The organism is Erwinia sp. AC075 (genome assembly GCF_979253995.1).
In genome coordinates this window covers 1,222,571-1,248,441 of sequence record NZ_CEEDEU010000001.1, presented here as the reverse complement: position 1 = coordinate 1,248,441, position 25,871 = coordinate 1,222,571, and the positions used below count along the sequence as shown (strand labels likewise).

Sequence of the window (25,871 nt, the reverse complement as noted above, 5' to 3'; positions counted from 1 at the left end):
TATTACTTCAGACGGTATGCGACAACCGCATCACCCTCTTTCGTGCCCAGTGAACCATGTCCACCTGCGGCAATCACCACGTACTGCTTATTATCCGCGCCCATATAGGTTGACGGTGTGGCCTGGCCACCGGCTGGCAGCTCGGTTTCCCACAGCAGTTTACCGGTGCTGATGTCATACGCACGGAAGAAGTTATCCGCCGTTGCACCGTGGAACACCAAATCACCTGCGGTGGTCAGTGGGCCACCGTGTGCAACCATGCCCATTGGGAAACCAATCGGGAAGCGACCCGGCAGGAAGCTGGTTTTCAGGTTTTTGGTGGTGCCCACGCGGCGCAGCCACTCGGTTTTACCGGTTTTCAGATCCACGCCGACCATACGGCCCCACGGTGGCGCGATACACGGAATACCCAGGCTGGAAGAGAGCTGCTGGATATGGATTGCGTAATCGCCGTCGAAGTTCTCGTTCCAGTAAGGCGTGCCGTCTTTGGTGAACAGACGCTGAGTGGCCGTTTCTGGCGTGCGTTTGATCAGGTTGTACTTGTACGCCAGACGCACTGGAGAGGCAATCAGGATCTGACGCTGAGGATCCACGGTGACAGAACCCCAGTTGAAGACACCAATGTTGCCAGGGAAGATGATCGAGCCGCCTTCCGTTGCCGGTGTCCATGGATTGCCATCATAACGCAGAGATTTGAAGTCGATGCGGCACGCCATCTGATCGAACGGCGTCAGGCCCCACATGGATTTCTCATTGATTGGATCTGGCAGGAAGTTCAGCGCAGACACTGGCTGAGTCGGTGAATACTTCTCACCGGCAATCCCTTTGGTCGACACATCCACCTGATTGATTGGGTATACCGCTTCGCCGGTCAGACGGTTCAGCACAAACAGGTTACCGGTCTTGGTTGGCAGGATAACCACCGGCTGTTTTTTGCCCTGATAATCGATGTCTACCAGCGACGGCTGGGAAGGATTATCACGGTCCCACAGGTCGTGTTTAGAGGACTGGAAGCGCCATTTAAACTGGCCCGTTTTCAGATCCAGTGCCACCAGCGTGTCACGGAATTTCTCGGTGTTGCTGTTGGCATCACGCTCAATACCCAGTTCATCCGGGGACGCATTACCGAACGGCACATACACCAGGCCATTCTTAATGTCAGCACTCAGCGTGGCCCAGGCAACCGGCGTATCCTGCGGATAGGTCTGGCCCGCAGCAATCGGCTGGGTGTTTTCCGGATTAGCCGGATCGAAGTTCCACACCAGACGACCGGTGATCACGTCATAGGCGCGAATAACGCCCGATGGGTTGCCGGCGTTGAAACCGTTATCCATCACGGAACCACCCACAATCACCAGATTACCGGCAACCAGCGGTGCTGCGGTTTGCATCAGCGCATGCGGACGGATTTCGCCCATGTTGGCACGCAGATCGACCACACCGTTGTTACCAAAATCAGCACACAGCTTGCCGGTATCGGCATCCAGCGCCAGCAGTTTGGCATCGTTCGCGGCATTGAAGATACGCTTACGGCAAACGGCTGGAGAGTTAGCCACGGCGGCAGGCTGTACGGCATTGGTCGCCGCCGCTTCTGGCGCTTCGTAGTAGCTCACGCCACGACAGGTCTGATGCTGCTGCAGATAAGAGCGATCTTTGGTTGGCTCATATTTCCACTTCAGCGCACCCGTTTCCGGGTTCAGTGCATGCACTTCATTATGTGGCGTACAGAAGTAGATGCTGTTGTTCACCTTCAGCGGCGTGGCTTCGAACGTGTACTCTGATGCATCTTTCGCATCACGCAGGTCGCCGGTGTGGTAGGTCCAGGCCACTTCCAGATTGCTGACGTTGTCAGTGGTGATCTGCTTCAGGTTGGAGAAACGCGCACCGTTGTTGGTTCCGCCGTAAGCGGCCCAGTCGTTGCCTGCCACGTCGGTCTCTGCTGGCGCACGCTGGTTAGTGATGTTCCCTTCCTTTGGATACGGATCGTAAAACATCAGGCCAATCACAATGGCGATCATGATGATAACGGTGGTGCCCAGGAAAGGATGGAATTTGGCAGGGTTTGCAGGGTTCTGTGCTTTCGACAGCGGACGAACCACCCAGGGTAAGGCCAGCCAGACACCGATCAGGCCGATCAGATCGCCGCGAGGGATCCACTGCCATTTGTCGAAGCCGACTTCAAAAATCATCCACGCCAGAACAATCCACATCAGGATGGCGTAAATGGTTAAGGCAATCTTTTTATTCTTGAACAGCGCAACTGCGGTAATCAGCAGTCCGATTGCCATAATGGCATAAAATGGTGAGCCGCCGATCATCAGCAACTGACCACCCATGTAAAGCATAGCGAGACCCACAATCGCTATAACGATACTCGTCAATTTGTTAATCATTTTCATCTCTCAATGTATACAAATGGATAAATATTATCCTTACGAACCCTTACAATTCGACAACACAAATTTAACTAAAAAAACATTAGAAATAAAACCCATTTATTTAATGTATAGCAGGTTATTATTTCAGTGCGGTAATACTTTGCAGGTGCGGGAAGAACGGGGGCTAAGGCAGGTGTTGGGCATAAAAAAGCCTCTTTTACAGAGGCTTATTGGGAATTATTCTGACAACACGGGCTTTAGCGCCCTGCATTCAGCGGTTGTAAAGCATTTGAAGCTGTTGTTGATAGGCTAATATATCGTGTTCATTTCTAATTCTTGCAATAGCCGCATTCGCTTTCTGGTTAATCTGTTCCGGCGCGGCGAAGATCGACAGGATAATAGCCTTTAGCTGTTCGATGGTTTGCATGCGGACATAATTTCGTTCCTGAATGGATTTCACGCTGTAATCCAGATCGTCATTCAGGCTATTGATGACCTGCCAGCCCGCCTGTTCAGGATTAATCTCCGGCAGTGCCCGGACATTGGTGGTGATAACCGGACAGCCGCAGGACTGCATTTCCAGTACCGAGAAACCGTAGGTCTCAGCCCAGGTCGGCAACAGCCCGACATCCGCCTGCTGCAACAGCTTAAGTACCCGATCGTTCGGCATAAAGTCGACATGTTCAATCCAGCCGTGGCGGGCAATAACAGATTCTGTGTAGCTGGCAAACAGCGGGTCGTCCTGATAGTGGCCATGCGCGTAGTTATGTTTCTTTTCCAGGTCACCAATCAGCGTCACTTTAAGTAGCTCTGGGTTAACCAGGTTTTCTTCCACCAGTTCGCTAAAGGCGCGGACCACCTCACCGCCGCCTTTGCGGTAAAACTCATTACCAATAAAGACAAAATGAATCGGTTGAGTAGGATCGCGCGCTTCGCGGTGTGCCAGGGTGAGTTTTTGCGGCGGATGCATCACCACTGTTTTAGCCAGAATCGCTTTCGCCAGCTCAGGCGTGCGCAGAAACAGCTTGCTTTCCATCTTGTAAGCCGCACCGGAAAGCGCAATCAGCGCTAAACAGTTGTCGGCGGCCAGCAGCGGCGCCAGGCGATCCAGTTCAGGAAAATTGTCGCTTTTATCACCACTCTTTTGCGGCAGGACCCGCGGTAATTCTGTCTCAAAGGTGGCCACCCATTTACGATCGGTTTGTGCTACCTCGTTAAAAAGATGGAATATATCGACATTCCCCTTGTCCTGGATGCTCAAGGGTTTAAAGAGAAAGTTCTTTCTTTTCTTCAAAACCTTCATATTAAGAAGATTAATATAGTAATAAACGTTTTTGGTCTTGAAGTTAATATATTCGACATTATTGTCGACGATAATTGTTCGCTTCTCAGGATAACTATCATTAGAAATGCCGACGATCATTCTGCACCTCGATTAGGTTTACGCTTCTAGCCCTGTGTGTTTGAGAAAACAGCATTGTCGGTTGCTCTCTTATATTTATCGCCATTACATCACCACAGCAATGACAAATTGTAAACATCCGTTTATTCCTATAGTTGACGCCCGGCGTTTATTCCTGATACCACGACATTACCAGGTTAATTTTGATGTGAATTCGCTAATGTTAATCTCACAAATGATTTTCTTGGCGATTGTTTTTAATAATGGTAAATAACTAAATGGGCTCACGACGGGAAAGGACGCTATAAGAGAAAATGAGCCAATATAAATACTAATAAATACAATAACTTGAAATTTATCCTTATGCGTTTTTATCATATTACCTTACTGCTTTTTACATTGCCTTCGGATTTCCCTCAGGAATTACGCCCAGCGTAAGTTAAGTAAAGATATTAGCGGCCATGATGCAATAGCGTTATCCCGTGCGAATCCTCTGATTAACATTGGCCATTGGGACAAAGAGTTGACTTATTCCACGGTAAAGGGCTTGATAGAATCATTAAAACCAACGCAGCCCGATGGGAATTTCAATGAAACTATCCGTAATCATCCCTGCCTATAATGTCGCACCGTATATTGTGGAGTGCATTGATTCTCTCCTGATGCAGATCTCTGCACCCAATGAATTAATTATTATTAATGATGGCTCTACCGACAATACGTTAGCGCTGGTCGAAATGCATTATCGCCACCTGAGTAACGTTAAAGTGTTTACCATTCCCAATGGCGGACTGGGCCAGGCTCGTGACTATGGCATTCGCATGGCGATGGGCGAATTTGTCTTCTGTTGCGATCCCGATGATGTATTGGGCGCCGGCTTCTTTGATGAGCTGAACAAGGTGACCAATCAGCATACTGATGTGGAGATATTCTGTTTTAATTCGGTGATGTTTGATGATGATGCGGAAGCCAAAACCCAGCCTAAAATGGTCCATCAGCGCTTTGGCCTGATGCCCGCTAGGGCCGTTTTCACTTCGTTACTGGAAACCGACAGCTATACCTCGGCCACCTGGAACTATGCGCTGAAACGCGCGGTGATTATCGACAACGGCATGCGCTACAGCCGTCGCCTGCACGAAGACCATATTTTCACCGTCGAGGCCTTTCTGCGCAGCGGCAAAGCCTTCGTCAGTCGGAATGTCTATTATAAACAGCGCATAAGAAGTGGTTCTTTAACCAACAGCGCCAAAAACGACAGCTTCTACCGTCAGCGTTACGATGCCTTTTTATGCTCATACAACATTCTGCTGATGCTGTTGGATCAGGATCCTGACCGCGACTATCTGAAGCGTTTGTATGCCATCCAGCAGTTCAAGCTGATGATGTATCTCTGCGCCTGGGATAATACCGCCCCACCGCAATACCTTCTCGACGCGGTGCAGTACCTGGGACGCGCCCTGAAGCCCGGCAGCCTGATCAATATGATCCTGTTAAATCACCCGGCGCTGTATGGCTCGTTAATCCGCATGAAGCTGAACCGCCGCATCGCGAAGGAAAAAAAGGTCATTCAGAAAGCAGCCTCCCGCTCAGTCGCTTAGCAAAAATAAGCTGACGGATTCTACACTTCACATTTTCTCCAACCAGCAGGGCCACGCTGCTGGTTTTTTTTATTTAAAAAGCCGCAATCATCGGTCGGGCGATGTAGCCAGAATCTGCGACACAACCGGGCTGCCCCAGTTAAGGGGCAGCCCGGTTGCTATCAGAACGCTTCCCAGTTCTCACTGGTGTTTGAGGCGACGGCCATCGCCGGTTTCCTTACCGCGCGTAACGGGGCAGATTTCACTGACACCGCCTTACGTTCCGCTTCCTGCGTCAGATGGAACACCGCAACGGCACTGTTAAGGTGGGCTGCCTGCTCTTCCAGCGACTGCGCGGCAGAGGACGCTTCTTCCACCAGTGCCGCATTCTGTTGCGTCACCCGATCCAGCTCTGACACCGCCAGCCCCACCTGACTTATGCCTTTGCTTTGCTCATCGGAAGCAGAAGAAATTTCGTCCATGATGTCGCGCACCTGCTTCACCGACACCACTATCGCCTGCATCGAGTCTTCGGCCTGTCCCGCCAGCTTCGAACCGTTCTGCACCCGCGCGGACGATTCGGCAATCAGGGTGTTAATGTCTTTGGCAGCAACAGCACTGCGCTGTGCCAGATTACGGACTTCTCCGGCCACCACGGCAAAACCACGACCATTTTCCCCGGCACGCGCCGCTTCAACCGCCGCATTCAGCGCCAGGATATTGGTCTGGAAGGCAATACTTTCAATCACGCCGGTGATTTCCGCGATTTTCTTCGAGCTTTCTTCCAGCCCGAAGATGGTTTTGATTACGCCATCGACGATCTCTCCGCCCTTTTCTGCCGTTTCCGCCGCTGACAGCGCCAGTTTTGCCGCCTGATGCGAGTTATCGGCATTCTGCTTCACGGTAGCAGTGATCTGCTCCATGCTAGCTGCCGTTTGCTCCAGCGAGGCGGCCTGCTGTTCGGTGCGGGAAGAGAGGTCGTTGTTACCGGCGGCAATTTCACTGACGCCGGTCAGAATGCTGTCCGAACTGGCGCGCACGTTACCCACGGTTTTCACCAGCGCCAGCTGCATGCCGTGCAGGCCAGCCAGCAAACGCGCCATTTCGTTACGCGCGCTGCGGTCGATCTCAATTGGCTGGGTCAGGTCGCCCTGCTCAATGGCGCGAATATGGCCCAGCGCCAGGTTCAGTGGCTGAATTAACACCCGGCTCATTACCCGCCAGCACAGGCCAATAAAGAACACCACAATCAGCAGAATGGAACCGAGCAGCCAAAGCATGGTGGCAAACGCCTGATTACTGCGGGTCGACGCCTGTTTGGACAGCTTGCTGATCGCATCGCGCCAGTGGTTATAGTCCGCTTCCATCGCCAGCTGATCGTTGGCGATATTCAGCCCAAACAGACCCGGCATATCGCGGTTAGCGGCAATGCCAATCAGCGTCGATAGCTGCGTGGAATAGACCTGATAGGTGGCGGCAAGCCGATCGTTTAACGCCGGATCCAGACCAGGAATGGCCGGACCTGACTGGTAATCCTTAAACCAACGGTCTGCCAGCGCAATCTGTTCTTTGCCATGCTGCACCATGCCTTCGATTTTGCTGCTTGATGGCCCGTCTTTCTGCAGCCAGATCAGGACGCGATTGCTGTCGGCGCGCGCGGCGTTCAACGCATACCAGGCGTTGGTTAACGCCATTACCTTGTCGTTAGCCGAACTGGCTGTTTCAAAACTGTCTTTATTGTCGCTAAGGGAAGAGAGAAAGAGAGCACCTGCAATAAGCTGTAATGCCCCGAAGGCGACAATGCTACAGAGCAGGAAAGAGGAGGTTTTAATGCGGTTGAAAACTGACATATCAGCACCCTGTTAAATGTGGCACAAATCACATTTATCGGCATAGTTACCGGTAACATTAGGGCCAGTTAAGGGTTTATTTCACCCCTTAACCGTTGATGATTGGCATGACCACAATCAGCTGCGCTCAATCTTTTTGGCCGCTTCATCCAGCGCATCGATAATGTCATACAGCGTGGATTGGGAAAGCTCGGGATGGGACAAGCGGGTATTGAGGGCCATTTTCATATTGTGAATGGCACGCTCAATTTCCGGAATGCTGCGGTTATTGACCAGCACGGCCATCGAGGTCAGCCTGCCGATGATGGCTTGCAGGCTATCCTTAGCCTGTTCGAGCTGGCGTTCCCCTTCCTTCTCCAGACCATACGCCTTGCGCGCGGCCTGCGGATCCTTAACCCGAATGCAGTCCATCTCTTCCAGCAGCGTCAGATTGGGGTAGATGATGCCCGGGCTGGGCGAATACTCGCCTTTCGATAGCTCCTCAATCGACTTTATCAGCTCGTAGCCATGCGCCGCACCCTGCGCGATAAAGTGCAGGATCAGCAGCCGGATATCGCTGGCATCCAGCATTTTTTCGCGCCGTTTTCTGCGGACTTTGGCACAGGCTTCCTGCTGGGCCGGATCCTGAGGCGATTGCGGGGAGAGTTTCATGCGCTTATTTCTGATGCCAGTAAGCGACCGCGCGCACAAAGTCGGCTTCTTTTTGCCGTTGGCCGGTAAAGTAATCGCTCAGCAGTTTGACGGCTGCGCCCTCACCGGTCAGCCAGATAAAATAGTCTTCATCTGGCAAGGCAATCCGATCCAGCTTGCCGATCAAATCCGCGGCGGTTGCGGTATTCATGTTGCCGCTGCCTAACCAGCAGACGTCAACCCCGTCCATCTCTGGCAGGTAGGCTTTGCCGGTGGCTTCATCAGCCCAGGCAAAAAGCGTAATCTTGCTGGCCGTCATTGTTGCCAGACGGCGCTTAAAGGCGGGAAGCCCGGTTTCATCGCAGACATACAGCTGAAAATCATAATCCTCCGGCACCACCAGCGAACCGCGTGGACCGCCGACCGCCAGCTTGTCACCCGGTTGCGCTTTCGCCGCCCAGTCGCTGGCCACGCCGGACTGATGAAGATAGAAATCGAGCGTCAGCGTTGACTGGCCATCAAAGAACAACGGCGTGTAGTCGCGTGCGACCGGCCGGACGCCATCTTTCCACACCACGCCATCTTCGGTGATTTCCGGCAGGTGAAACTCACCGGTCTTAGGATCGGGGAAAAAGACTTTAATGTGATCATCAAAACCTTGCGAGGTGAAGCCTGCAAGGGCTTCGCCACCAAATTCGATGCGGTAGAAGTTGCCGGCAATAAATTCCTTCGAGACCACTTCTAACGGGCGAAAACGCAGTTCATTTCTTACGCGGCGCGGGATGCGACGACTTTTTTCAGCGAACTCAGACAAGATCATTCTCCCAAATGGGGTGGCGAACCCGTGATTACGCGCCAACTGGCTTGGGCTAAAATATATCTATGATATATCTTGATCACAAGTTAATTTGTTAACACTTTGCACGGGCCGCCAGATAACCCACCTGCATACCTTCATTTTTTAATGTTAATTATCAAATAGGTAGAGCACGCGAAGGGGTAGATTTTTAGTTAAGTCAGAAATGAGATAGGATGAAAATTCGTTCAATCTCACCCGCAAGGATTAGCAGGTGTCGTATGTTTTCACTTTATAGATATAGCGATCTTGAATGGGAGTTAACCCCCGAGGATTACCCTTTCGTTTTATCGCCTGACAGAGCAATGGATCAGGCAAAGAAGTATTATGACCTTAATCAAAACCACTACAGCCATTTCTGGTCCTTCGAATTACCAACACGTTTATTTTCTAACCCTCAAACTTGGCAACGCGCTCAAGCAGGATACAGCGATCAGGTTTACGATACCGTCAAAGAATCTCTTCAAATAGGCTGGCTGATAGGCATTAACTTTATGGAGGATTGGAGTCCTTACAACAATCCTTTTTATGTTAATGATAAAGGTAATCTGGTTTGTGAAGCCCCGAACCGGTATCACGAATGGTTTGTCTGCGAAGTTATTGATGGTTACAACGATGCGGTTATCAGACGAGGTGGTATTAAGGCCTCACCGACTGAACGTATCCATCATGGCAATTACTGTGCAGAACCTGAGCAACATGCACAGACTGCAAGGACAATAAACAGTAAAGCAGCAGGTCGCTTATTGGCTGCTGGAGGTATATATAATGGGAACACTGAAGATTTTGCCAAAACAGCTCAACAACTTGGAGGAGATGCTCCGGCAGGTTATGAGCAGGTGCTGAATAGCAACACTGTTGGTACGGCGATTGCTATCGCCTCAGTGGCAGCTGGACTTGGACTTGGTCGATTAAGTACGTTGAGTGAGGCTGAACGGTTATCTAAGCTAGCTAAGTCTGATGTCCTCACTGCGAATTCGCTGGCTAATGTAGCTAAACAACGATACCCAAAGCAATATGAACAGTACTCTAAGTTACCTGACCAAAACCTGGATAAAGCAATCAATAAGCATGCAAAGCAAATAACTGAACATACCGAGTATTTGAATGATCCGATAAAGCGAAAAGTTCACGTACCGCGCTGGGATATTTTAACATCGCAGCATCAGGAAAACTTAATGCATCACTGGCAGCAAGATGTTAAACGACATGAAGCTTATATGTCGATTGCCAAAGACATTCTTAAGGAGCGTAAATAATGGAATTCAATGCATATGAAGCTTTGGTTGCCACACTCGGAGAAGCGCTTAGCGAGCTGGCTCTGGATGCCAAGGCTCAGCAGGTTGCTTCGACAGGCACCCGTAATGAGGATTTTCAGACCGGTTATCTCTCGGCATTCCATAGGGTCATCACGCTGGTGCAACAGCAAGCCGAAATTTACGATATCGATCTGCAAGAAATTGGGTTAGATAAAATCAAAGAGTCTGACCTGATTTAATCACCCTGGCAGAGCTTCAGATTCTCGACAGCAAGGCCAACGGGGTGAACTGCCAGGCGATGAAGTCAAATCAGCCACTAAAAAAGCCGGGGATTATCTCCACCGGCTTTATAAAATCAGAAAATCGACCCGCGCTTAACGCTTGGCACGGGCCGCCAGATCCTCAGGGTTTCGCTGCGGCGGTTACCCGCCAGACCACATTGCCGGCATCATCCGCAATCAGTAATCCACCCTGCCGATCCATGGTTAGCCCGACAGGCAACCCGCGCACCTCTTTCTGGTCATCAGTCAGGAATCCGGTCACCACCGGTTTAGGCTGGCCCACCGGCTTGCCGTCTTTAAAGGCAACCCAGACAACCTGATAGCCATTCAACGGTTTACGGTTCCAGCTGCCGTGTTCACTGATAAAGGCGCCACCGCGATAGTCTGCCAGGTTATCGCCCTGGTAGAACCACAATCCCAGCGGGGCTACGTGCGAACTCAGGGCATAATCTGGCTTGAGCGCTTTGGCGACCAGGTCCGGACGCTGCGGGCTGACGCGTTGGTCGATATGCTGGCCGTAGTAACTGTAAGGCCAGCCGTAGAAACCGCCCTCCTGCACTGAGGTCATATAGTCCGGCACTAAATCGGCACCGATCTCGTCACGTTCGTTGACGATCGCCCACAACTTGCCGGTTTGCGGTTCCCATTGCAGACCGGTTGGATTGCGCAATCCGCTGGCGTAAATACGGCTGGCACCGGAAGCAACATCGACTTCCAGAATGTCCGCGCGGCGGTATTCAGCGCCAATGCCGTTCTCGGTAATGTTACTGTTGGAGCCAATCCCCGCATACAGCTTACTGCCGTCCGGGCTGGCCAGCAGCGACTTGGTCCAGTGGTGATTGATTGGGCCGCCAGGCAGTTCGGTCAGCTCGCTGCCGGCGTCACCGATCTTCGTTTCCCCGCTTTTATACGGATATTTTCGAATCGCATCGGCGTTGGCGACATACAGGTTGTCGCCAATCAGCTGGATACCAAACGGCGAATAAAGACCTTCGAGGAAAACGTGTTTTTCCCAGGTTTTCCCATCGCCGTTGCTGTTTCTGAGCAGCGTGATCCGGTTGCCGCCCGCACCGCCTTTGCCGGACGCATTTTTAATGAGGCCGGTGATCAGCTGTTTTGGCTGGGTGGTCGGCGCTTTTGGCCCGCTGCCTTCAACCACCAGAATATCGCCGTTCGGCAAAGTATAAAGCTGCCGTGGATGTTGCAGGCCGTCGGCAATTTTCTCGATGTTCAGTCCTTCCGCCACCTTCGGCTTTTCGCCCTCTTTCCACGCGGCACCCGCAGGCACCTGCATCGGCGGGATCAGGAAATTTTGGGCTGCCGGAAGTTCAGGATTTGCCCCGGTCTGCCGGGATGGATCGATTTTCGCGCCATCATCACAGCCTGAAATGACCAGGGTAATTGAGACGGCCAGCAACGAGAGGATCAGTGATTTAGGGATCATAAAACCTCCTGAGTGCGGGTACGCAAAGCCAGCTGAACATTCGCAAACAGCAGCAGTAGCACCACCAGCGTGGAAAGGATTGCGCCAGTCGGCACGACGGCAAAGGCATCACGGCTGTGAACAAAGGCGTTGAATACCGCCAGCACAATCGCCAGCAGCCAGGCCCAGAAATGAATTTTGATTGCCGATCCCTGCGGATAGGAATGCCCCACCCACACCTGAACCAGATTGATCAGACGGGGAATAATGGCGATCACCAGACCAAAAGCAATCAGCCAGCTGGCGGCTCGGGTCCAGACGATCTCCGTGCTGTAGATATAGATAATATCGAACATCCAGGCGGCAACAAAAAAGCCAAGAGGCACGGGATTTAACAACGAATAAAGGGCAACAGCCAGGGCGGAATTACGGGATGGTGCATGAGATGACATTCACAGGCTCCTTTTACAAAATGCGCACGGCGAAGGGAAAAGCCGACGTGCCCGACTGTAAAAGGTTAGTTAACTTAATGACTTTGTGTTTGTAAATGTGACATTAAGTGATTCAAACGCCGAAAAAAAAGCCGGTGGACGGGCATCCACCGGCTTACATCACGTTAACAAATAGCGTTACGCTTCCTGCCACACCGTCTGAGCATTGGTGAACTCGCGGATGCCGAAGTGGGACAGCTCACGACCAAAGCCGCTGTGCTTTACGCCACCAATCGGCACGCGGGGATCCGAGAAGCTTGGCGAGTTGATAAACACGCCGCCGGTTTCAATCTGACCTGCCAGTTCGCGTGCTTTTTCCAGATCCTTGCTCCACAGGCTGCCGCCCAGACCGAACTCAGAGTCGTTGGCCATCGCAATAGCATCAGCGGCGTCTTTGGCCACAATCAGCGAGGCGACCGGGCCAAACAGCTCCTGCTTAAAGCTGGTCATGCCGGGCTTCACGTTGCTTAACACGGTCGGCGCATAGAAGTTGGCCTCGCCTGGGATCACATGGCCGCCTAACAGGCACTCGGCCCCTTCTTTCAGCGTTGCCTGCACCTGAGAATCCAGCTCATCACGCAGATCGAAGCGCGCCATTGGGCCGATATAAGTGTCTTCTTCGCGCGGATCGCCTACTTTCATCGCTTTTACCGCGGCGACAAACTTGTCACGGAACTCGTCGAAGACCGCAGATTCAACGATGATGCGTTTCGCGGCAATACAGATTTGTCCGCTGTTGGCAAAACGGCCTGAAATTGCCCCTTTTACGGCCGCATCAATGTCGGCATCGGCCAGCACGATAAAGGCATCGGCACCGCCCAGCTCCAGCACGCTTTTCTTGATTGCCGCACCCGCCAGACCGGCAATGGCCGCACCCGCACGCACGCTGCCCGTTAAGGTCACTGCAGCAATACGGCGATCGTTAATGATTTTAGCCACCGCGTCATTATCGGCATTCACTACTTTGAACAAGCCTTCCGGAACGCCGGCTGCAGTCAGCACCGATTGCAGCAGCAGTGCTGAGCCCATCACGTTTGGCGCAGGTTTCAACAGGTAGCTGTTACCTGCCAGCATGATAGGGACCGCGCCACGCAGCACTTGCCAGACCGGGAAGTTCCACGGCATTACGGCCAGAATCGGGCCCAGCGGCAAATACTGCACAAAGGCTTTATTGTTCTCAACCAGCGTCGGCTCAGGCTTGAGGAATTCCGGGCCCTGCTCGGCATACCATTCGCACAGACGCGCGCTTTTTTCGACTTCAGCCAGACCTTGCGTCACCGGCTTACCCATTTCATCGGTCATCATCTCTGCCAGCTCGCGGGCATGTTGACGCAGGCCGCCAGCGATATTTCGCAACAGCGCGCTGCGGGCGGAGATATCGGTGACGCGCCAGCCCTGGAAAGCGGACCAGGTCTGCTGCAGCGCCGTATCGACATCGGCTGCGGAGGCAAAAGGCGTGTTACGTGACACGTCGCCAGTAAAGGGATTGCGTGAGACTGCACCTGTAGTTGCGTTCATAAAATTCTCCTGATCCGTGGGCATCATTGCCCGAAGCAAAGGGATTACGTTGATGTCATCATCATAGGCTTGCGGAGCTTTCTTTAAAAATGAATAATAATGAAAATATCTTACTCATATTGAGAATGTTATGGATCTGACCCAGCTGGAAGTGTTCCGCGCCATCGCGGAGGAAGGGAGCGTTACCGCTGCCGCTGAGCGACTGCATCGCGTGCCGTCGAATATCTCCACCCGCTTACGCCAGCTGGAGGACGAACTCGGGGTGATGCTGTTCAGCCGCGAGAAGTTACGCCTGCATATTACTGACGCGGGCCGAACCTTGCTGGATTACGCCATCCGCATTCTGGCCCTGACCGAGGAAGCCCGTGAGCGGGTCTCCAGTCAGCATCCCGCCGGGATTTTCACCCTGGGCGCCATCGAAAGCACCGCCGCCGTTCGCCTTCCTCCGCTGATCGCCCGCTATCATCAGGCGTGGCCAGGGGTGGAACTGGATCTCTCTACCGGTCCGTCTGGCGATATGACCGATGGCCTGCTGTCTGGCCGATTCAGCGCGGTGTTTATTGATGGGCCGCCGAAGCACCCACAGCTGGAAGGCGTGGCGGCCTTCGCCGAAGAGATGGTGCTGATCTCCTCCCTTAATCATCCGCCGGTGAGCCGCGCAGCCGATATCAACGGCTCGACGATCTATGCTTTTCGCGCCAACTGCTCTTACCGGCGGCTGTTTGAAAACTGGTTTGCGCTGGATAACGCCGCGCCAGGCAAAATTTTCGAGATGGAGTCGTATCATGGCATCGTGGCGTGCGTCAGTGCTGGTGCCGGGCTGGCGATGATCCCGAAGAGTATGCTGGAGAATATGCCAGGCAGAGACAGCGTGATGGCCTGGCCGGTGGCCGACGATCGCGGGCATCTGGATATCTGGCTGATTTGGCGAAAAGGCAATGGTTCGGCAAACCTCAAGGCGATGGCGAGCATGCTTGAACCGCTTGCCGTGGCGGGCTGAACGGACTGACGAAATACAGCGGCAACACCATCGGAAGTTTCCTACACGACAGGCAGAATGACCTGACAGACGGGTCTGAGCCCGGTGGTCATAATACGCGCATCCCAACATAAGGTGTGCTGAATAATGAATAACTATCAGGTCTGGTCAGGTGTGGTTTTATTTTGTGCGTCATTTTATACGCTGATTGCCGCGATGGCGTTCTCCGTATAACGCTTATTGTTGCCTGCCAGGGAAACGTTTAAGCCAAAAAAAAAGCCTGTCCGAAGACAGGCTTTTTTATGCATGCAGAACAGGAATTACATCTGCACCAGATTTTTGATCTTAACGTCTGGGTTAACGTCAGCATCGTAATCCACGCCCGGCAGGCCGAAACCGAACAGGTGCATAAATTCGGTTTTGTAGCCGACGAAATCAGAGATTTCGTTCAGGTTTTCGTTGGTCACCGTTGGCCACAGTTTAACCACTTCATCCTGCACTTCTGGGGTCAGCTCTTTGTAGTCCGCGCGCAGACGGCCAACGTCATCCAGAATTGGCGATGCGCCATACAGGCTGTCCTTGAACAGGCCGTAAACCTGCTCGATGCAACCTTCGTGCGTACCCTTCTCTTTCATCACTTTAAACAGCAATGACAGATACAGCGGCATCACTGGGATGGCAGAACTTGCCTGAGTCACGACCGCTTTCAACACGGAAACGCGCGCGTCGCCGCCTTTTTCCGCCAGGGTGTCACGAATGGTCAGAACGCGCTTGTCCAGATCCTTCTTCGCTTCCCCGATGGAGCCGTTCCAGTAGATGTCATGGGTGATCTGCTCGCCCAGGTAGGTAAAGGCAGTGGTCTTCGCGCCATCAGCCAGAACGCCTGCGGCTTTCAGATCGTCAATCCACATCTGCCAGTCTTCACCACCCATAACCGCAACAGTACCGTCGATCTCTTCCTGCGTTGCCGGTTCCAGCGTGATGTCGGAGATGGTTTCTTTGTCGGTGTTCAGGCCGCGCGTGGTCAGGGTCTTACCCACTGGCTTCAGCGTTGAGTTGAACACTTCACCGGTTTTAGGGTGAGTACGACGTGGAGACGCCAGGCTGTAAACCACCAGGTCAACCTGACCCAGGTCCTGTTTGATCAGCTCAATGGTCTTCTGCTTCACGGCGTCAGAGTAAGCGTCGCCGTTGATGCTTTTTGCATACAGGCCTTTCGCTTCAGCCAGCTCTTCAAAGGCGGCAGAGTTGTACCAGCCAGCGGTAGCCGGTTTGGTTTCTTCGCCAGCACGTTCAAAGAACACGCCCAGCGTATCGGCTTCGCAACCGAACGCCGCAGAGATACGGGCAGCAAGGCCGTAACCGGTTGAAGCACCAATCACCAGTACCTTTTTCGGACCATTGGCAATTTTGCCGTGGCTGGTCACGTACTCGATTTGTTTTTCAACGTTAGCTTTGCAACCCGCCGGATGGGCAGTAACACAGATAAAGCCACGGATGCGTGGTTTAATAATCATGTCGACCTCAATTGATACTGTCACAGTAAATATGGGCAGTAGAATACCCGCTTGTGCCGGTTCAGGCAAAGCTATCGGCGAAAGGATCGCGTTTAGCCCCGTCGTTTGCTCACTCTTCATGCAGCAAATAATCAACGACAGGTGACTAAAAGCGTATAACAAAGGATTAAGACACATTTTACCGCGATGAAAAAGTCAGGGAGGCCCGGAGGCCTCCCTTAAAATGACGGATTAACGTGACGCGTGTGGCTTACGGGTTAACGTGGCACCAGTTGCGTAATTCGTTGATGCCGCCGTCTGGCGAGGTATAGCCAATACACCCGAGGATGCTGTCGAACAGCTTCTCGTGGAACACCGGGGTTTTATCCTTCGCCAGCTTTTTCAACTGCTGGAAGGCCGTGGCGTTGTCAGGCTGTTGCAGGAACTTATCTGAGGCCCATACCATAATCGGAACGCTGCGCTGTGCCATCGGCGCGACATCACGCGGTGTGCCGTGGAAATGCATATTTTTCGAGATGGATTCGCCGTGATCCGAGGCATAAAACACAATCGCGTTTTTGTCCCGCAGCTGGTTGAACACCTGTTCCAATACGTGGTCGGTGTAAAGCAGGCTGTTATCGTAGGAATTGACCATTTCTTCGGTAGAACACTGGTCATCAATGCCCTGGCACTCTGGCTTGTAGCGCGCGAATGAGCGTGGATAGCGTTCGGTGTAGAGATAGTGCGAGCCTTTGGTATGCAGGATCACCAGATGTTTGCCCTGCGGATGGCGATCGATAGAGTCTTTAAGCTCGTTAACCAGCGCCATATCATCAATCGGCTTGCCGACGTTACGCTTCTCAGACTGGATGGTTTCGCGCAGCGCATAATCATCCGCCATTACTTTGTTGTAGAACCACGCCTCGCTCTGCATTGAGAACAGTTCTGACGAGAAGCCCTGCTTTTTCAATACCGAGAACACGTTCATCTCTTTCAGCGTACGCTGAGGTGCCTCAGACGCGCCGCCTTCCCTGACAAACATACAGCGCAGCGAAAGCTTGGTTGAGGTGTCGCAGGAATAGCCCTGCAATGCCGCCAGGTTCGGCTCTTTATCCAGATTCGGCGTGTTATCCCGGTCGTAACCGTAAAGCCCCATATGATCGCGACGGGCACTTTCACCAATCACAAACACCACGTACAGATCCTTCACGTCCTTCGGCGGCGTATAGGTGAAGTGGGCCGCAGGGTCGAACAGATTACGGCTGTCCTCGGCCTGGCTCCAGCTGCTGTAGGCCAGCAGCCCCATACCCGACAGCCAGTTAGACGGGGAATAGGTTCCGGCAACCACGCCGCCATAACTGGCCATCATGCGGTTGTTTTGTTTATCCTGCTGATCCTGGTGGTCACCCATCACTTTCAGCGGCACCCAGCAACAGGCCGCCGCAGCCAGCATCACCCCAGCACGACGCAGAAACGCCTTGCCGTTTTTTATGCGCAACGAGGCTTCCGGCATCGGCGTCAGCCATAACATCAATACCGGCAGGACGCTCACCAGTACCACCCACACCATAAAGTGCCAGCCAACGGACTCTTTCGAAAGGTCCAGGCTGTCGGTAGCCATCACCGAGGCGATAATGCCGTAGCCGATATCAACATTGAAGAAGATCATGTAATAGCTGGCAGCCACCGAGAACACCACCAGCAGCGTGGTCAGTATTCTGAACAGCCAGCGCCCGGTCATTGATAACAGCAAGGTGGTAAACAGGACCAGCATAAACGCGGCCACCAGCTCGATGCCGGTCGACAGGATCGCGTCATGCTGCAACTGGTGGAAACGGCGGAAAAAGATCGGTAGGTTAAGCAGGATCCCAATGTATAAAGCAATAAAACAACAGACCCGGTGCTGGGTCAGAAAATGCAGTTTTTTCATCTGGTTCTTCATTAATGCCGGTGAATGTCATGCCAGGAACAGAGCGTAAGTGTTCTGAAAACTGCCACAGAAATGCGTTAGCAGAATGTCAGACAAAGTAAAGAAGGCGGAGTTTAACGCAGCGGCAAAAAAATGGCTGTTATAATGTAACAAGAAATGTGTCCATCACTGCAGTCATTCGCGGTCCTGACCCTTCATCAACAAAGTGTTTTCCGCGCCCTTCCCTCAAATTGCATAATTTGATCGCATTCAAAGTTCTGATAAATAAAGCCAAAGCAGCGAATATGCACTTTTACTGCATAACTATGAGAATAATTCTCACCTTCTCTGTTTAACTGCCCTCGCGGGTAAGTATTTATTCGCTTCTGCCCTGCCAAACCCGGCCTCAACCACAAATTTCACACTAAATTAACGATTTGGAAACGTCGTTTTAGTGGTAGATTCTCTCGCGAAGAAGTCGTATCAACTAACCACTCGCTGGTTTCGCAGTACATATAACTAATTAATGAAAGGTTTGTTATGGATAAGCTATCTTACGTTTCAGAAGGCAGCACAACGGCCTGGTCTACCTACCTGCAGCAAATCGACCGCGTCGCCCCTTACCTCGGCGACCTTACCCGCTGGATTGATACCCTCCGCCATCCTAAACGCGCGCTGATTGTTGATATCCCGCTGCAGATGGACGATGGCAGCATCCGTCACTTCGAAGGCTTCCGCGTGCAGCACAACCTTTCCCGCGGACCGGGCAAAGGCGGCGTGCGTTATCACCCTAACGTCGATTTGAATGAAGTGATGGCGCTGTCAGCCTGGATGACCATTAAGTGTGCTGCGGTAAACCTGCCTTATGGCGGTGCCAAAGGCGGCATTCGTGTCGATCCTTTTAAACTGTCCGAAGGTGAGCTGGAACGTCTGACCCGTCGCTATACCAGCGAAATCGGGCTGATTATTGGGCCGCAGAAAGACATTCCTGCGCCGGATGTCGGCACCAATGCAAAAGTGATGGCGTGGATGATGGATACCTATTCCATGAATCACGGCACCACCATTACCGGGGTTGTCACCGGCAAACCTATCCACCTCGGCGGTTCGTTAGGCCGTGAGAAGGCCACCGGCCGTGGCGTGTATATTACCGGCCGTGAAGTTGCCCGCCGGTCCGGCATCGAAATTGAAGGCGCGAAAATCGCCGTTCAGGGCTTCGGTAACGTTGGCAGTGAAGCCGCACGGTTGTTTGTGGCGGCGGGTGCGCGGGTGGTGGTGATTCAGGATCACTCCGCGACCTTATTCAACGCCAATGGCATCGATTTAACCGCACTCAGCGAGTGGCAGGCCAGCAACAAAAATATTGCGGGCTTCCCTGGCGCGGAAGAAATTGCCAGCGAAGCGTTCTGGTCCACGCAAATGGATATTCTGATCCCTGCCGCGCTGGAAGGACAGATCACCCGTGAGCGCGCTGAGATCCTCAGCTGTAAGCTGGTGCTGGAAGGCGCTAACGGCCCGACCTATCCGGATGCGGACGATATGCTGACCTCACGCGGCGTCACCGTGGTGCCGGATGTCATCTGTAATGCCGGCGGCGTAACGGTCAGTTACTTCGAATGGGTGCAGGATATGGCCAGCTTCTTCTGGAGCGAAAGTGAGATCAACGATCGCATGGATAAAATCATGACCGAAGCGATGATCCACGTCTGGGATAAAGCCAGCGAGAAATCGTGCAGCCTGCGTACCGCTGCCTATATCGTGGCCTGCGAACGCATTCTGATGGCCCGTAAAGACCGGGGAATCTACCCAGGTTAAGCTGTTAAGGGCGGAGCAATCCGCCCTGTTTACCTTACTCGAAGTTCACCCACACCGCGCCGCTGTCCGCCGAGCGCACGCAGTTCTCCACCCAACGCACGCCGTCCAGCCCCGCATCAATACCCGGATAGACCATTTCAGCCAGCGCAGCCTCATCGCCACGCTGTTTCGCATCGATGGCGACGGCAAACTTCAGATAGATATTCGACCAGGACTCAATCAGCCCTTCGGTGTGCAACGCGCCCAGACGATCGTCGGCTAAGGCCGATTCATCCAGATACGGCATGCCGTGGTGCATCACTTGGTTCGGCTGACCCTGAACTTCATACACCAGTTCGTTTGGCTGGTAATCGCCCCATTGCAGGCTGGCCTTTGATCCCACCACGCGAATAAACTGGCTGTTCATCGAACCGGCGTTAATCGCCGAGGTCCACAAGCGGCCGACCGCGCCACCGTGATAATGCATCAGCACCATGGCGTTATCCTCCAGCGGCGCGCGGGAGGAGATAAAGCTCTGCCGGTCGCACAGCAACGATTGCAGCTTTAGCTCCGGCAGCACCAGCTGCGAGATATAGAAGGTATGGGTGGAGAGATCGCCCAACACAAAACTTGGCCCGGCAATCTTCGGATCCACCCGCCATTTCTGGGCATCGGAGAATTTGTCGGCGCTGTCATTGGCGCTGAAACCGTGGGTATATTGCAATTCCACCATGCGCACGTCGCCAATATCCCCCTGCGCGATCATTTTGCGCATTTGCAGCAGCATCTGATGGCCTGAATAGCCGTAGGTGACGCCAACGATCAGCCCCTTCTCTTCGGCCAGCTGCTTCACTTCTTTTACTTCGGCACTGGTGAAGAACAGCGGCTTTTCGCAAATCACATGCAGCCCGGCATTCAGCGCGGCTTTGGTGATCTCGTAATGCGTGCCGTTTGGCGTGGCGATGGTCACCACTTCAATGCCATCGGCGCGCTTCGCCTCTTCAGCAAACATTTCCGGATAGCTGTCATAACAACGGCTGGCGTCCACGCCAATGTTGATGCCGAAATCACGTCCGCGCGGCGCATCAATATCAAAGGCACCTGCCACCAGCTGATACGCAGTGTTATCACGTAGCGCACCGCCGCGGTGTTTATACCCGACCTGGCTTAATCTGCCACCGCCTACCATTGCCCAGCGCAGCGGACGGGCGATTTTTTTCTCTCCATTCAACATAACGACCTCTTTTATCGGGTTTATACAGGGTAAGGGACTCTCCGCTGATGTTTGCAACCGGGTGCAAAACGCGCAATGCAACCGGGTGCAAATGTGAGTCAACATCGGAGATAACGGCCTGACTTTCCGGGAGGATGGGATAGAAGTAAACGGCAGCATGATGAATTCAGCGACCCGATCACAGTAATCAACTTTTTTGCACCCGGTTGCATAAAGCGGATCGCATTGTGCATTACACTGGGGGTCTGAATGAAAAAGAGCGGACATGATGAGCGAAAAAATGCCCCACCAGCCTCCTGCACGTAAGGTCACCGCCAGCGATGTGGCTAAACGCGCTGGCGTGTCGAAATGGACCGTATCACGGGCATTCACCGATGGCGCGTCGATCTCGGAAACCGCCATGGAGCGGGTGCAACAGGCGGCGAAAGATTTGGGTTACCGCCCTAACCTGCTGGCGCGCAGTTTGTCGAAGCGAAGCTCGCATCTGATTGGTGTGGTGGTCGATGAAATGCTCAATCCCAACTTGCTAACCTTGTTGGATCAGGTGACTCAGCAGCTGCAGCTGCGGGGGTATATGGCGCTGTTGATCAATATCAGCGCGCAAAAGAGCGAAGAAGCGGTGCTGACGCTGGCCGATCAGCTGCAGGTCGATGGCTTACTGTTTCTCGGCACGCTGCTGAGCGATGAGCTGATCGCCCTCGCCCGCGATATTCATCGCATTCCGTTGGTGCAACTTTGCCGCAACGATGACAATCCCTACATCCAGATAATCAATACCGATGGCTATCAGGCCGGCTATCAAACTGCCGATTTACTCCATCAGCAAGGCTACCGGCGTTTCAGTTATATGAAAGGCCCGGATACCGAATCCACCCAGCTGTTGCGGTTCGAAGGCTATCGCGATCGGCTGGTGCAAATTGGCGTGGCAGAAGCCGGGATTACGCTGCTGAAGGCCAACCATTACAACCGGGCCAGCGGCTATAACGCTTATCATCACTATCTGACGTCCACCCCGCAACAGGCCTGGGCTGAGGCGATGTTCTGCGAGAACGATATCCTTGCCATTGGCGTGCTGGATGCGTTGGCCAGCACCGCGCCCGATCATCACTTAGGCATCGTCGGTTATGACAATATCGAGCTGGCAGGCTCCAGCCGTTATCAGCTCACGACCTTCGCTCAGCCGCTCAGCGATATGTTGCAGGAAGCGGTTTATCGTCTGACCGCACCTGACAGCGAGCCACGACAATACCAGCATCATGACCAGCTTCAGCTCAGACGTTCACATCTGCGCTAAGCGAGAGGGACTGGCCACCCAATCAACCTATCATTTTCTATCAAATAGACATCATAAACTATCATTTTATGACGCACTTCAAAGAATCAATATTTCATTTATTCTTTAAATGGAATATTGATTCCTTATAAAATAGGCTCGTTTCATTATGCCTCTCATCCTTACAGGACCGCCAAATGAAACCATCGTATTCAATCGCTAATGCCCCTTGCAGCTGGGGCGTCGACGATCCTAAAAACCCGTTCCTGCCACCGTGGAATAAGGTGCTGACCGAAGCGCGTGAAGCGGGCTACCGCAGCATAGAACTCGGTCCGTGGGGCTACCTTCCAACCGATCCTGTGGCCCTTAAGCAGGCGCTGGAAAGCCATCAGCTGTCGCTGGTGGCCGGCACGCTGTTTGATGACCTGATGTCCGAAGCCAACTTCAGCAAGATGGTGGAACTGACCCATGCCATTTGCGCCAATCTGCAAAAGGTCCCGGTCAGCAGTGCGGACAGCGACGTGCCACCGCCTTATCTGGTGATCATCGATTTTGGCGACGCAGAGCGCGCCCGCTGTGCCGGTCAGTCGAATCGGGCCAAACGCCTGCCGGAAGCCGACTGGCAGCGCATGGTCTCCAATATCCGCGAGCTGAGCCGCATTGCCTGGCAGGAATATGGCGTGCGCCCAGTGATCCATCCGCATGCGGGCGGCTTTATCGAGTTTGGTGATGAAATCGATCGTATCGCCAGTGACATCCCGGCGGCCGAAGCCGGACTGTGCCTCGATACCGGCCACCTCTATTACGCCGGATTAGATCCGGTGAGCTGGTTACGAAAATATGCCGACCGCATCGACTATCTGCATTTTAAGGATGTGAATAAGGCGGTATTTGAAACGGCCATCAAACAGCAACTGGATTTCTTCAGTGCCTGTGCCGCGGGCGTGATGTGTCCACTGGGCAGTGGCGATGTCGATTACCCGGCGGTGAGAGCCCTGCTCGCCGAGCTGGGCTGGCAAGGTTGGATCACCATCGAACAGGAGCGCGATCCGCGCGATGTGGCGGGCAGCTTAAAAGATGTCACCGCCAGCCTGCACTATCTGCGCAGCGTCGGTTTCTGATAAGGAGTACAGAATGAAAAAGGCTTTACACGGTGTTTCGGTACTGCACAGCAATGCGGTGACCCAACTGCGCATCGCGCATGAAACCGGCTTTACCGCCCTTGAACTGCTGCCAGAGCATCTTTTCCGATATCTGGAGCATGGCGGCACGCTGGAACGTTATAAAGCGTTGATGCGCCAGTATGAGATCGAAATTAGCTGCATGAATGCGCTGAAAGGCATTGGTTGTCATCAGCCCGAAGCCCGGCAACAACTGCTGGCGCAGGCGGAGAAGATTTGCCATGCCGCTCAACAACTGGATTGTCCGGTGGTGCAGATTATGGCGCTGAATGAAATCGACGCGCTTTCTGCCGAACAACGCAGCCAGGTGCTGACGGAAAATATCAGCCAGATCGCCAGGATTGGCCAACGCTATGGCATCAAATTTCAAATTGAGGTGGTGGCGTTTACCCCCTTCAATAGCCTGAAACAGGGGCTGGCGATTATTGAGGCGGTCGGCGCCGATAACGTTGGCGTGGTGATCGACTTCTGGCACCTGTATGCCGGTGGCGATACCCAACCGGAAGAAGTGGCCGCGCTGGATCCGGCAGTGATCTACGGCGTGCATTTTTGTGATGGCCGCCGTTTAATGCCCGGTGAGAAATGGGATGAGCGGGTGCAGCGCGATTATCAGCCGGGAGAAGGTGAAGTCGATTTGGCCAGCTGGGTGGCCGCGGTGAAAGCCAGCGGCTATGACGGCGTATGGTGCCCTGAACTGCTGAGTCCTACCCACTGGGAGGATGATTTGTGGCAGATTGCGCGGGATTCGATGAGCAGCCTCGACGCCTGGACTCGCTAGCCTGTTGGTAAACCGTCACGGCCAGGCCGTGGCGGTATCATTATTTCGGCACTCAGAAGTTTTCTAAGGTCATCAGTTCGAACGGCAGATAGCGTTGCTGATTGCCGCGCGCCTGGCTGTCAAAATCCTCGGCAATCGCCCCGGTGATCCCCGCTGCCAGCGTTGCCATCCGGTGCCAGATAAACACGTCCACCACGCCCTCCAGCAACGCACGCTGTGCGCTGGCAATGGGACCGTGACACACCACGGTCAGCAGCCGGTGCCTGCGCTGCTTTTCCGCCAGCAAGGCGTTAACCACCCCTTCCACGCCGCCGCTGGGCACATACAGCGCCACCAGATCGGGATGGTTCGTCAGCAGCTCGCGCGTGGCCTGTTCAGCCAGGCGATCGTCTTCATGGCAGCGCAGCGGTTCCAGAATCGTGAACCCGCTGGTTTTTTCACGGAAATAGGAGCGGAAGCTGATCTCCGAGGTTTCCTGACAGAGAAAACGGTGATCGCCCAGCAGAATGCCAATCTTGCCCGGCTGTTGGCACAAACGGGATAGCGCCCAGGCCGCGGTACGCCCCGCCTTACGGTTATCGAGGCCGATATAGCCGGCGCAGCCGCTGGCGGTCAGCTCGCTAAACAGGCTATAGACGCGCACGCCCTTCTCGCGGGCGACGCCAATGGCCTGATTCACCAGCGGATGATCGATGGCCACCAGGCCAATCACATCGACCCGGTCGCTAAGGGCAATAAGGGTTGCAGCGATGGATTCCGTGGCATTGACGTTGAGATAAATCAACTCGGGATCGTTGGCAAGCCGATCGCAGCGCGCAGTATGCAACAGCAGCTGTTCACTGAACTCGCGGTAAAAAACCGCCCCGGAGTCGAGCAAAATATAGGCGGTACGGCAGGATGGCGGTGAATCTGCAGAGAGGCTGATCTTGTCAGAGATAAAGCCCAGCGTTCGCGCTGCCGCCAGCACGCGTTGACGGGTTGCGGCTTTGACGGGTGCCCGTTGATTGATCACCCGATCGACCGTTGCCACACCCACGCCGGCTTCTCTGGCAATATCAGTCATTGTTGGAGTTGAAGCCATGACCTGTTGCCCCTCTGCGGATGGTCGGTTTTATTCAGCCTGTGCGGCAGCAACCGCTGCGGCATACTGCGTTTTGAACGCCTCATTGTCTTCGGTAAGACGAATAGCGGCTTCGATCATGTCGTTCTGCATCAGTGAGGTTTGACCGCTGGTGCGCCAGTGAATATAGAGCACGCACAGTGCGCCAACCTGCAGCATGTCTTCTTCACTGCTGCCGTTGCCTTCAAAACCGTACTCTTCATCCGACCAGCGATAAACGTCGGCAACAAACGGCATCTCACCGTGCTCGTCCAGCGGCGGCAGCGTGTCAAACAGCGCCAGCATCTCAGGCGTGGCGATATAGCTCTGACGGCCAACGGCATCCAGCTGCTTGCCGCGCGAACGCTTGTTATTCGCCTGTTTCGCTTTGGTTTTGGCGCGTTTCGCACGCTTGTCTTGTTTATTACTCACCGGTCATATCTCGCATCTAAAAAAGAGCGCA

Annotated in this window: 21 protein-coding genes; 8 read left to right on the top strand and 13 right to left on the bottom strand. The window is 53.5% G+C overall.

Annotated features, from left to right (window positions below; all coding sequences use genetic code 11):
- Positions 1-2: 2 nt before the first annotated feature.
- Together AC0IXH_RS05920 and AC0IXH_RS05915 are read right to left on the bottom strand one after the other, a co-directional pair.
- The gene (locus AC0IXH_RS05920; RefSeq protein ID WP_134824199.1) at positions 3-2,393 is read right to left on the bottom strand and encodes a membrane-bound PQQ-dependent dehydrogenase, glucose/quinate/shikimate family; all 2,391 of its coding nucleotides are present in this window, start codon (positions 2,391-2,393) and stop codon (positions 3-5) included.
- A 256-nt stretch (positions 2,394-2,649) separates the two neighbouring features.
- The gene (locus AC0IXH_RS05915; RefSeq protein WP_471720156.1) at positions 2,650-3,681 is read right to left on the bottom strand and encodes a glycosyltransferase family 4 protein; all 1,032 of its coding nucleotides are present in this window, start codon (positions 3,679-3,681) and stop codon (positions 2,650-2,652) included.
- Positions 3,682-4,370: 689 nt separating this feature from the next.
- On the opposite strand from AC0IXH_RS05915, the gene AC0IXH_RS05910 reads away from it, so the two are divergent.
- Positions 4,371-5,378, top strand: a complete 1,008-nt coding sequence (locus AC0IXH_RS05910) for a glycosyltransferase family 2 protein (protein ID WP_471720155.1) — start codon at positions 4,371-4,373, stop codon at positions 5,376-5,378.
- A gap of 161 nt (positions 5,379-5,539) precedes the next feature.
- Here AC0IXH_RS05910 and AC0IXH_RS05905 read toward each other — a convergent pair whose 3' ends face one another.
- From AC0IXH_RS05905 to AC0IXH_RS05895, 3 genes are all read right to left on the bottom strand, one after another.
- Entirely contained in the window at positions 5,540-7,207 is a 1,668-nt protein-coding gene (locus AC0IXH_RS05905) for a methyl-accepting chemotaxis protein (protein WP_471720154.1), read from the bottom strand.
- Between the two features lie 117 nt (positions 7,208-7,324).
- On the bottom strand, positions 7,325-7,858 hold the full coding sequence (locus AC0IXH_RS05900) for a PadR family transcriptional regulator (protein ID WP_346594542.1): 534 nt from the start codon (positions 7,856-7,858) through the stop codon (positions 7,325-7,327).
- A 4-nt stretch (positions 7,859-7,862) separates the two neighbouring features.
- Entirely contained in the window at positions 7,863-8,657 is a 795-nt protein-coding gene (locus AC0IXH_RS05895) for a siderophore-interacting protein (protein ID WP_471720153.1), read from the bottom strand.
- 257 nt (positions 8,658-8,914) lie between these two features.
- On the opposite strand from AC0IXH_RS05895, the gene AC0IXH_RS05890 reads away from it, so the two are divergent.
- Positions 8,915-9,952: a DUF8093 domain-containing protein gene (locus AC0IXH_RS05890; protein WP_471720152.1), complete on the top strand. Its 1,038-nt coding sequence runs from the start codon at positions 8,915-8,917 to the stop codon at positions 9,950-9,952.
- A complete protein-coding gene (locus tag AC0IXH_RS05885; RefSeq protein ID WP_134824205.1) occupies positions 9,952-10,191 on the top strand; it encodes a hypothetical protein in 240 nt (79 codons plus the stop codon). Before AC0IXH_RS05890 ends, AC0IXH_RS05885 begins: the two co-directional genes overlap by 1 nt.
- Before the next feature lie 163 nt (positions 10,192-10,354).
- Here the strand turns inward: AC0IXH_RS05885 and AC0IXH_RS05880 are convergent, their stop codons facing one another.
- The 3 genes from AC0IXH_RS05880 to AC0IXH_RS05870 form a co-directional block, all read right to left on the bottom strand.
- A complete protein-coding gene (locus AC0IXH_RS05880) occupies positions 10,355-11,677 on the bottom strand; it encodes a PQQ-dependent sugar dehydrogenase (RefSeq protein ID WP_471720151.1) in 1,323 nt (440 codons plus the stop codon).
- Complete coding sequence (locus AC0IXH_RS05875) at positions 11,674-12,108, bottom strand: DUF2231 domain-containing protein (protein WP_013202273.1); 435 nt, start codon at positions 12,106-12,108, stop codon at positions 11,674-11,676. The genes AC0IXH_RS05880 and AC0IXH_RS05875 overlap by 4 nt, the downstream gene beginning before the upstream one ends.
- Before the next feature lie 177 nt (positions 12,109-12,285).
- Positions 12,286-13,665, bottom strand: a complete 1,380-nt coding sequence (locus AC0IXH_RS05870; protein WP_471720150.1) for an NAD-dependent succinate-semialdehyde dehydrogenase — start codon at positions 13,663-13,665, stop codon at positions 12,286-12,288.
- Positions 13,666-13,795: 130 nt separating this feature from the next.
- Between AC0IXH_RS05870 and ptrR the strand changes: the two genes are divergently transcribed.
- Positions 13,796-14,665: a putrescine utilization regulator PtrR gene (gene ptrR / locus AC0IXH_RS05865; RefSeq protein WP_013202275.1), complete on the top strand. Its 870-nt coding sequence runs from the start codon at positions 13,796-13,798 to the stop codon at positions 14,663-14,665.
- Between the two features lie 299 nt (positions 14,666-14,964).
- Here ptrR and fabV read toward each other — a convergent pair whose 3' ends face one another.
- Positions 14,965-16,161: an enoyl-ACP reductase FabV gene (gene fabV / locus AC0IXH_RS05860; RefSeq protein ID WP_013202276.1), complete on the bottom strand. Its 1,197-nt coding sequence runs from the start codon at positions 16,159-16,161 to the stop codon at positions 14,965-14,967.
- A 250-nt stretch (positions 16,162-16,411) separates the two neighbouring features.
- Positions 16,412-18,070: a kdo(2)-lipid A phosphoethanolamine 7''-transferase gene (gene eptB, locus AC0IXH_RS05855; RefSeq protein ID WP_013202277.1), complete on the bottom strand. Its 1,659-nt coding sequence runs from the start codon at positions 18,068-18,070 to the stop codon at positions 16,412-16,414.
- 519 nt (positions 18,071-18,589) lie between these two features.
- On the opposite strand from eptB, the gene AC0IXH_RS05850 reads away from it, so the two are divergent.
- Positions 18,590-19,864 (top strand): Glu/Leu/Phe/Val family dehydrogenase, encoded by a 1,275-nt coding sequence (locus AC0IXH_RS05850; protein WP_013202278.1) that lies wholly within the window; start codon positions 18,590-18,592, stop codon positions 19,862-19,864.
- Between the two features lie 34 nt (positions 19,865-19,898).
- Here AC0IXH_RS05850 and AC0IXH_RS05845 read toward each other — a convergent pair whose 3' ends face one another.
- Complete coding sequence (locus tag AC0IXH_RS05845; protein ID WP_471720149.1) at positions 19,899-21,077, bottom strand: Gfo/Idh/MocA family protein; 1,179 nt, start codon at positions 21,075-21,077, stop codon at positions 19,899-19,901.
- Between the two features lie 265 nt (positions 21,078-21,342).
- On the opposite strand from AC0IXH_RS05845, the gene AC0IXH_RS05840 reads away from it, so the two are divergent.
- From AC0IXH_RS05840 to AC0IXH_RS05830, 3 genes are all read left to right on the top strand, one after another.
- Complete coding sequence (locus AC0IXH_RS05840; RefSeq protein ID WP_471720148.1) at positions 21,343-22,371, top strand: LacI family DNA-binding transcriptional regulator; 1,029 nt, start codon at positions 21,343-21,345, stop codon at positions 22,369-22,371.
- A 176-nt stretch (positions 22,372-22,547) separates the two neighbouring features.
- On the top strand, positions 22,548-23,471 hold the full coding sequence (locus tag AC0IXH_RS05835) for a TIM barrel protein (RefSeq protein WP_471720147.1): 924 nt from the start codon (positions 22,548-22,550) through the stop codon (positions 23,469-23,471).
- 13 nt (positions 23,472-23,484) lie between these two features.
- Complete coding sequence (locus AC0IXH_RS05830; protein WP_013202282.1) at positions 23,485-24,309, top strand: sugar phosphate isomerase/epimerase family protein; 825 nt, start codon at positions 23,485-23,487, stop codon at positions 24,307-24,309.
- A 52-nt stretch (positions 24,310-24,361) separates the two neighbouring features.
- Here the strand turns inward: AC0IXH_RS05830 and AC0IXH_RS05825 are convergent, their stop codons facing one another.
- Positions 24,362-25,390, bottom strand: coding sequence for a LacI family DNA-binding transcriptional regulator (locus AC0IXH_RS05825; RefSeq protein ID WP_471720146.1), 1,029 nt, complete (start codon positions 25,388-25,390; stop codon positions 24,362-24,364).
- Positions 25,391-25,420: 30 nt separating this feature from the next.
- Positions 25,421-25,840 carry a hypothetical protein gene (locus AC0IXH_RS05820; protein WP_471720145.1) on the bottom strand — a complete coding sequence of 140 codons (420 nt, stop codon included), beginning with the start codon at positions 25,838-25,840 and terminating at the stop codon, positions 25,421-25,423.
- Between the last annotated feature and the right edge of the window lie 31 nt (positions 25,841-25,871).

Bases quoted from the DNA above. Each gene is read 5' to 3' on its own strand.
- AC0IXH_RS05900 (WP_346594542.1), bottom strand. From the start codon at position 7,858: ATGAAACTCTCCCCGCAATCGCCTCAGGATCCGGCCCAGCAGGAAGCC.
- fabV (WP_013202276.1), bottom strand. From the start codon at position 16,161: ATGATTATTAAACCACGCATCCGTGGCTTTATCTGTGTTACTGCCCAT.
- AC0IXH_RS05905 (WP_471720154.1), bottom strand. From the start codon at position 7,207: ATGTCAGTTTTCAACCGCATTAAAACCTCCTCTTTCCTGCTCTGTAGC.
- ptrR (WP_013202275.1), top strand. From the start codon at position 13,796: ATGGATCTGACCCAGCTGGAAGTGTTCCGCGCCATCGCGGAGGAAGGG.
- AC0IXH_RS05845 (WP_471720149.1), bottom strand. From the start codon at position 21,077: ATGTTGAATGGAGAGAAAAAAATCGCCCGTCCGCTGCGCTGGGCAATG.
- AC0IXH_RS05895 (WP_471720153.1), bottom strand. From the start codon at position 8,657: ATGATCTTGTCTGAGTTCGCTGAAAAAAGTCGTCGCATCCCGCGCCGC.
- AC0IXH_RS05885 (WP_134824205.1), top strand. From the start codon at position 9,952: ATGGAATTCAATGCATATGAAGCTTTGGTTGCCACACTCGGAGAAGCG.
- AC0IXH_RS05835 (WP_471720147.1), top strand. From the start codon at position 22,548: ATGAAACCATCGTATTCAATCGCTAATGCCCCTTGCAGCTGGGGCGTC.
- AC0IXH_RS05875 (WP_013202273.1), bottom strand. From the start codon at position 12,108: ATGTCATCTCATGCACCATCCCGTAATTCCGCCCTGGCTGTTGCCCTT.
- AC0IXH_RS05840 (WP_471720148.1), top strand. From the start codon at position 21,343: ATGATGAGCGAAAAAATGCCCCACCAGCCTCCTGCACGTAAGGTCACC.
- AC0IXH_RS05920 (WP_134824199.1), bottom strand. From the start codon at position 2,393: ATGATTAACAAATTGACGAGTATCGTTATAGCGATTGTGGGTCTCGCT.
- AC0IXH_RS05915 (WP_471720156.1), bottom strand. From the start codon at position 3,681: ATGAAGGTTTTGAAGAAAAGAAAGAACTTTCTCTTTAAACCCTTGAGC.
- AC0IXH_RS05850 (WP_013202278.1), top strand. From the start codon at position 18,590: ATGGATAAGCTATCTTACGTTTCAGAAGGCAGCACAACGGCCTGGTCT.
- AC0IXH_RS05890 (WP_471720152.1), top strand. From the start codon at position 8,915: ATGTTTTCACTTTATAGATATAGCGATCTTGAATGGGAGTTAACCCCC.
- AC0IXH_RS05870 (WP_471720150.1), bottom strand. From the start codon at position 13,665: ATGAACGCAACTACAGGTGCAGTCTCACGCAATCCCTTTACTGGCGAC.
- AC0IXH_RS05910 (WP_471720155.1), top strand. From the start codon at position 4,371: ATGAAACTATCCGTAATCATCCCTGCCTATAATGTCGCACCGTATATT.
- AC0IXH_RS05830 (WP_013202282.1), top strand. From the start codon at position 23,485: ATGAAAAAGGCTTTACACGGTGTTTCGGTACTGCACAGCAATGCGGTG.
- eptB (WP_013202277.1), bottom strand. From the start codon at position 18,070: ATGAAAAAACTGCATTTTCTGACCCAGCACCGGGTCTGTTGTTTTATT.
- AC0IXH_RS05825 (WP_471720146.1), bottom strand. From the start codon at position 25,390: ATGGCTTCAACTCCAACAATGACTGATATTGCCAGAGAAGCCGGCGTG.
- AC0IXH_RS05880 (WP_471720151.1), bottom strand. From the start codon at position 11,677: ATGATCCCTAAATCACTGATCCTCTCGTTGCTGGCCGTCTCAATTACC.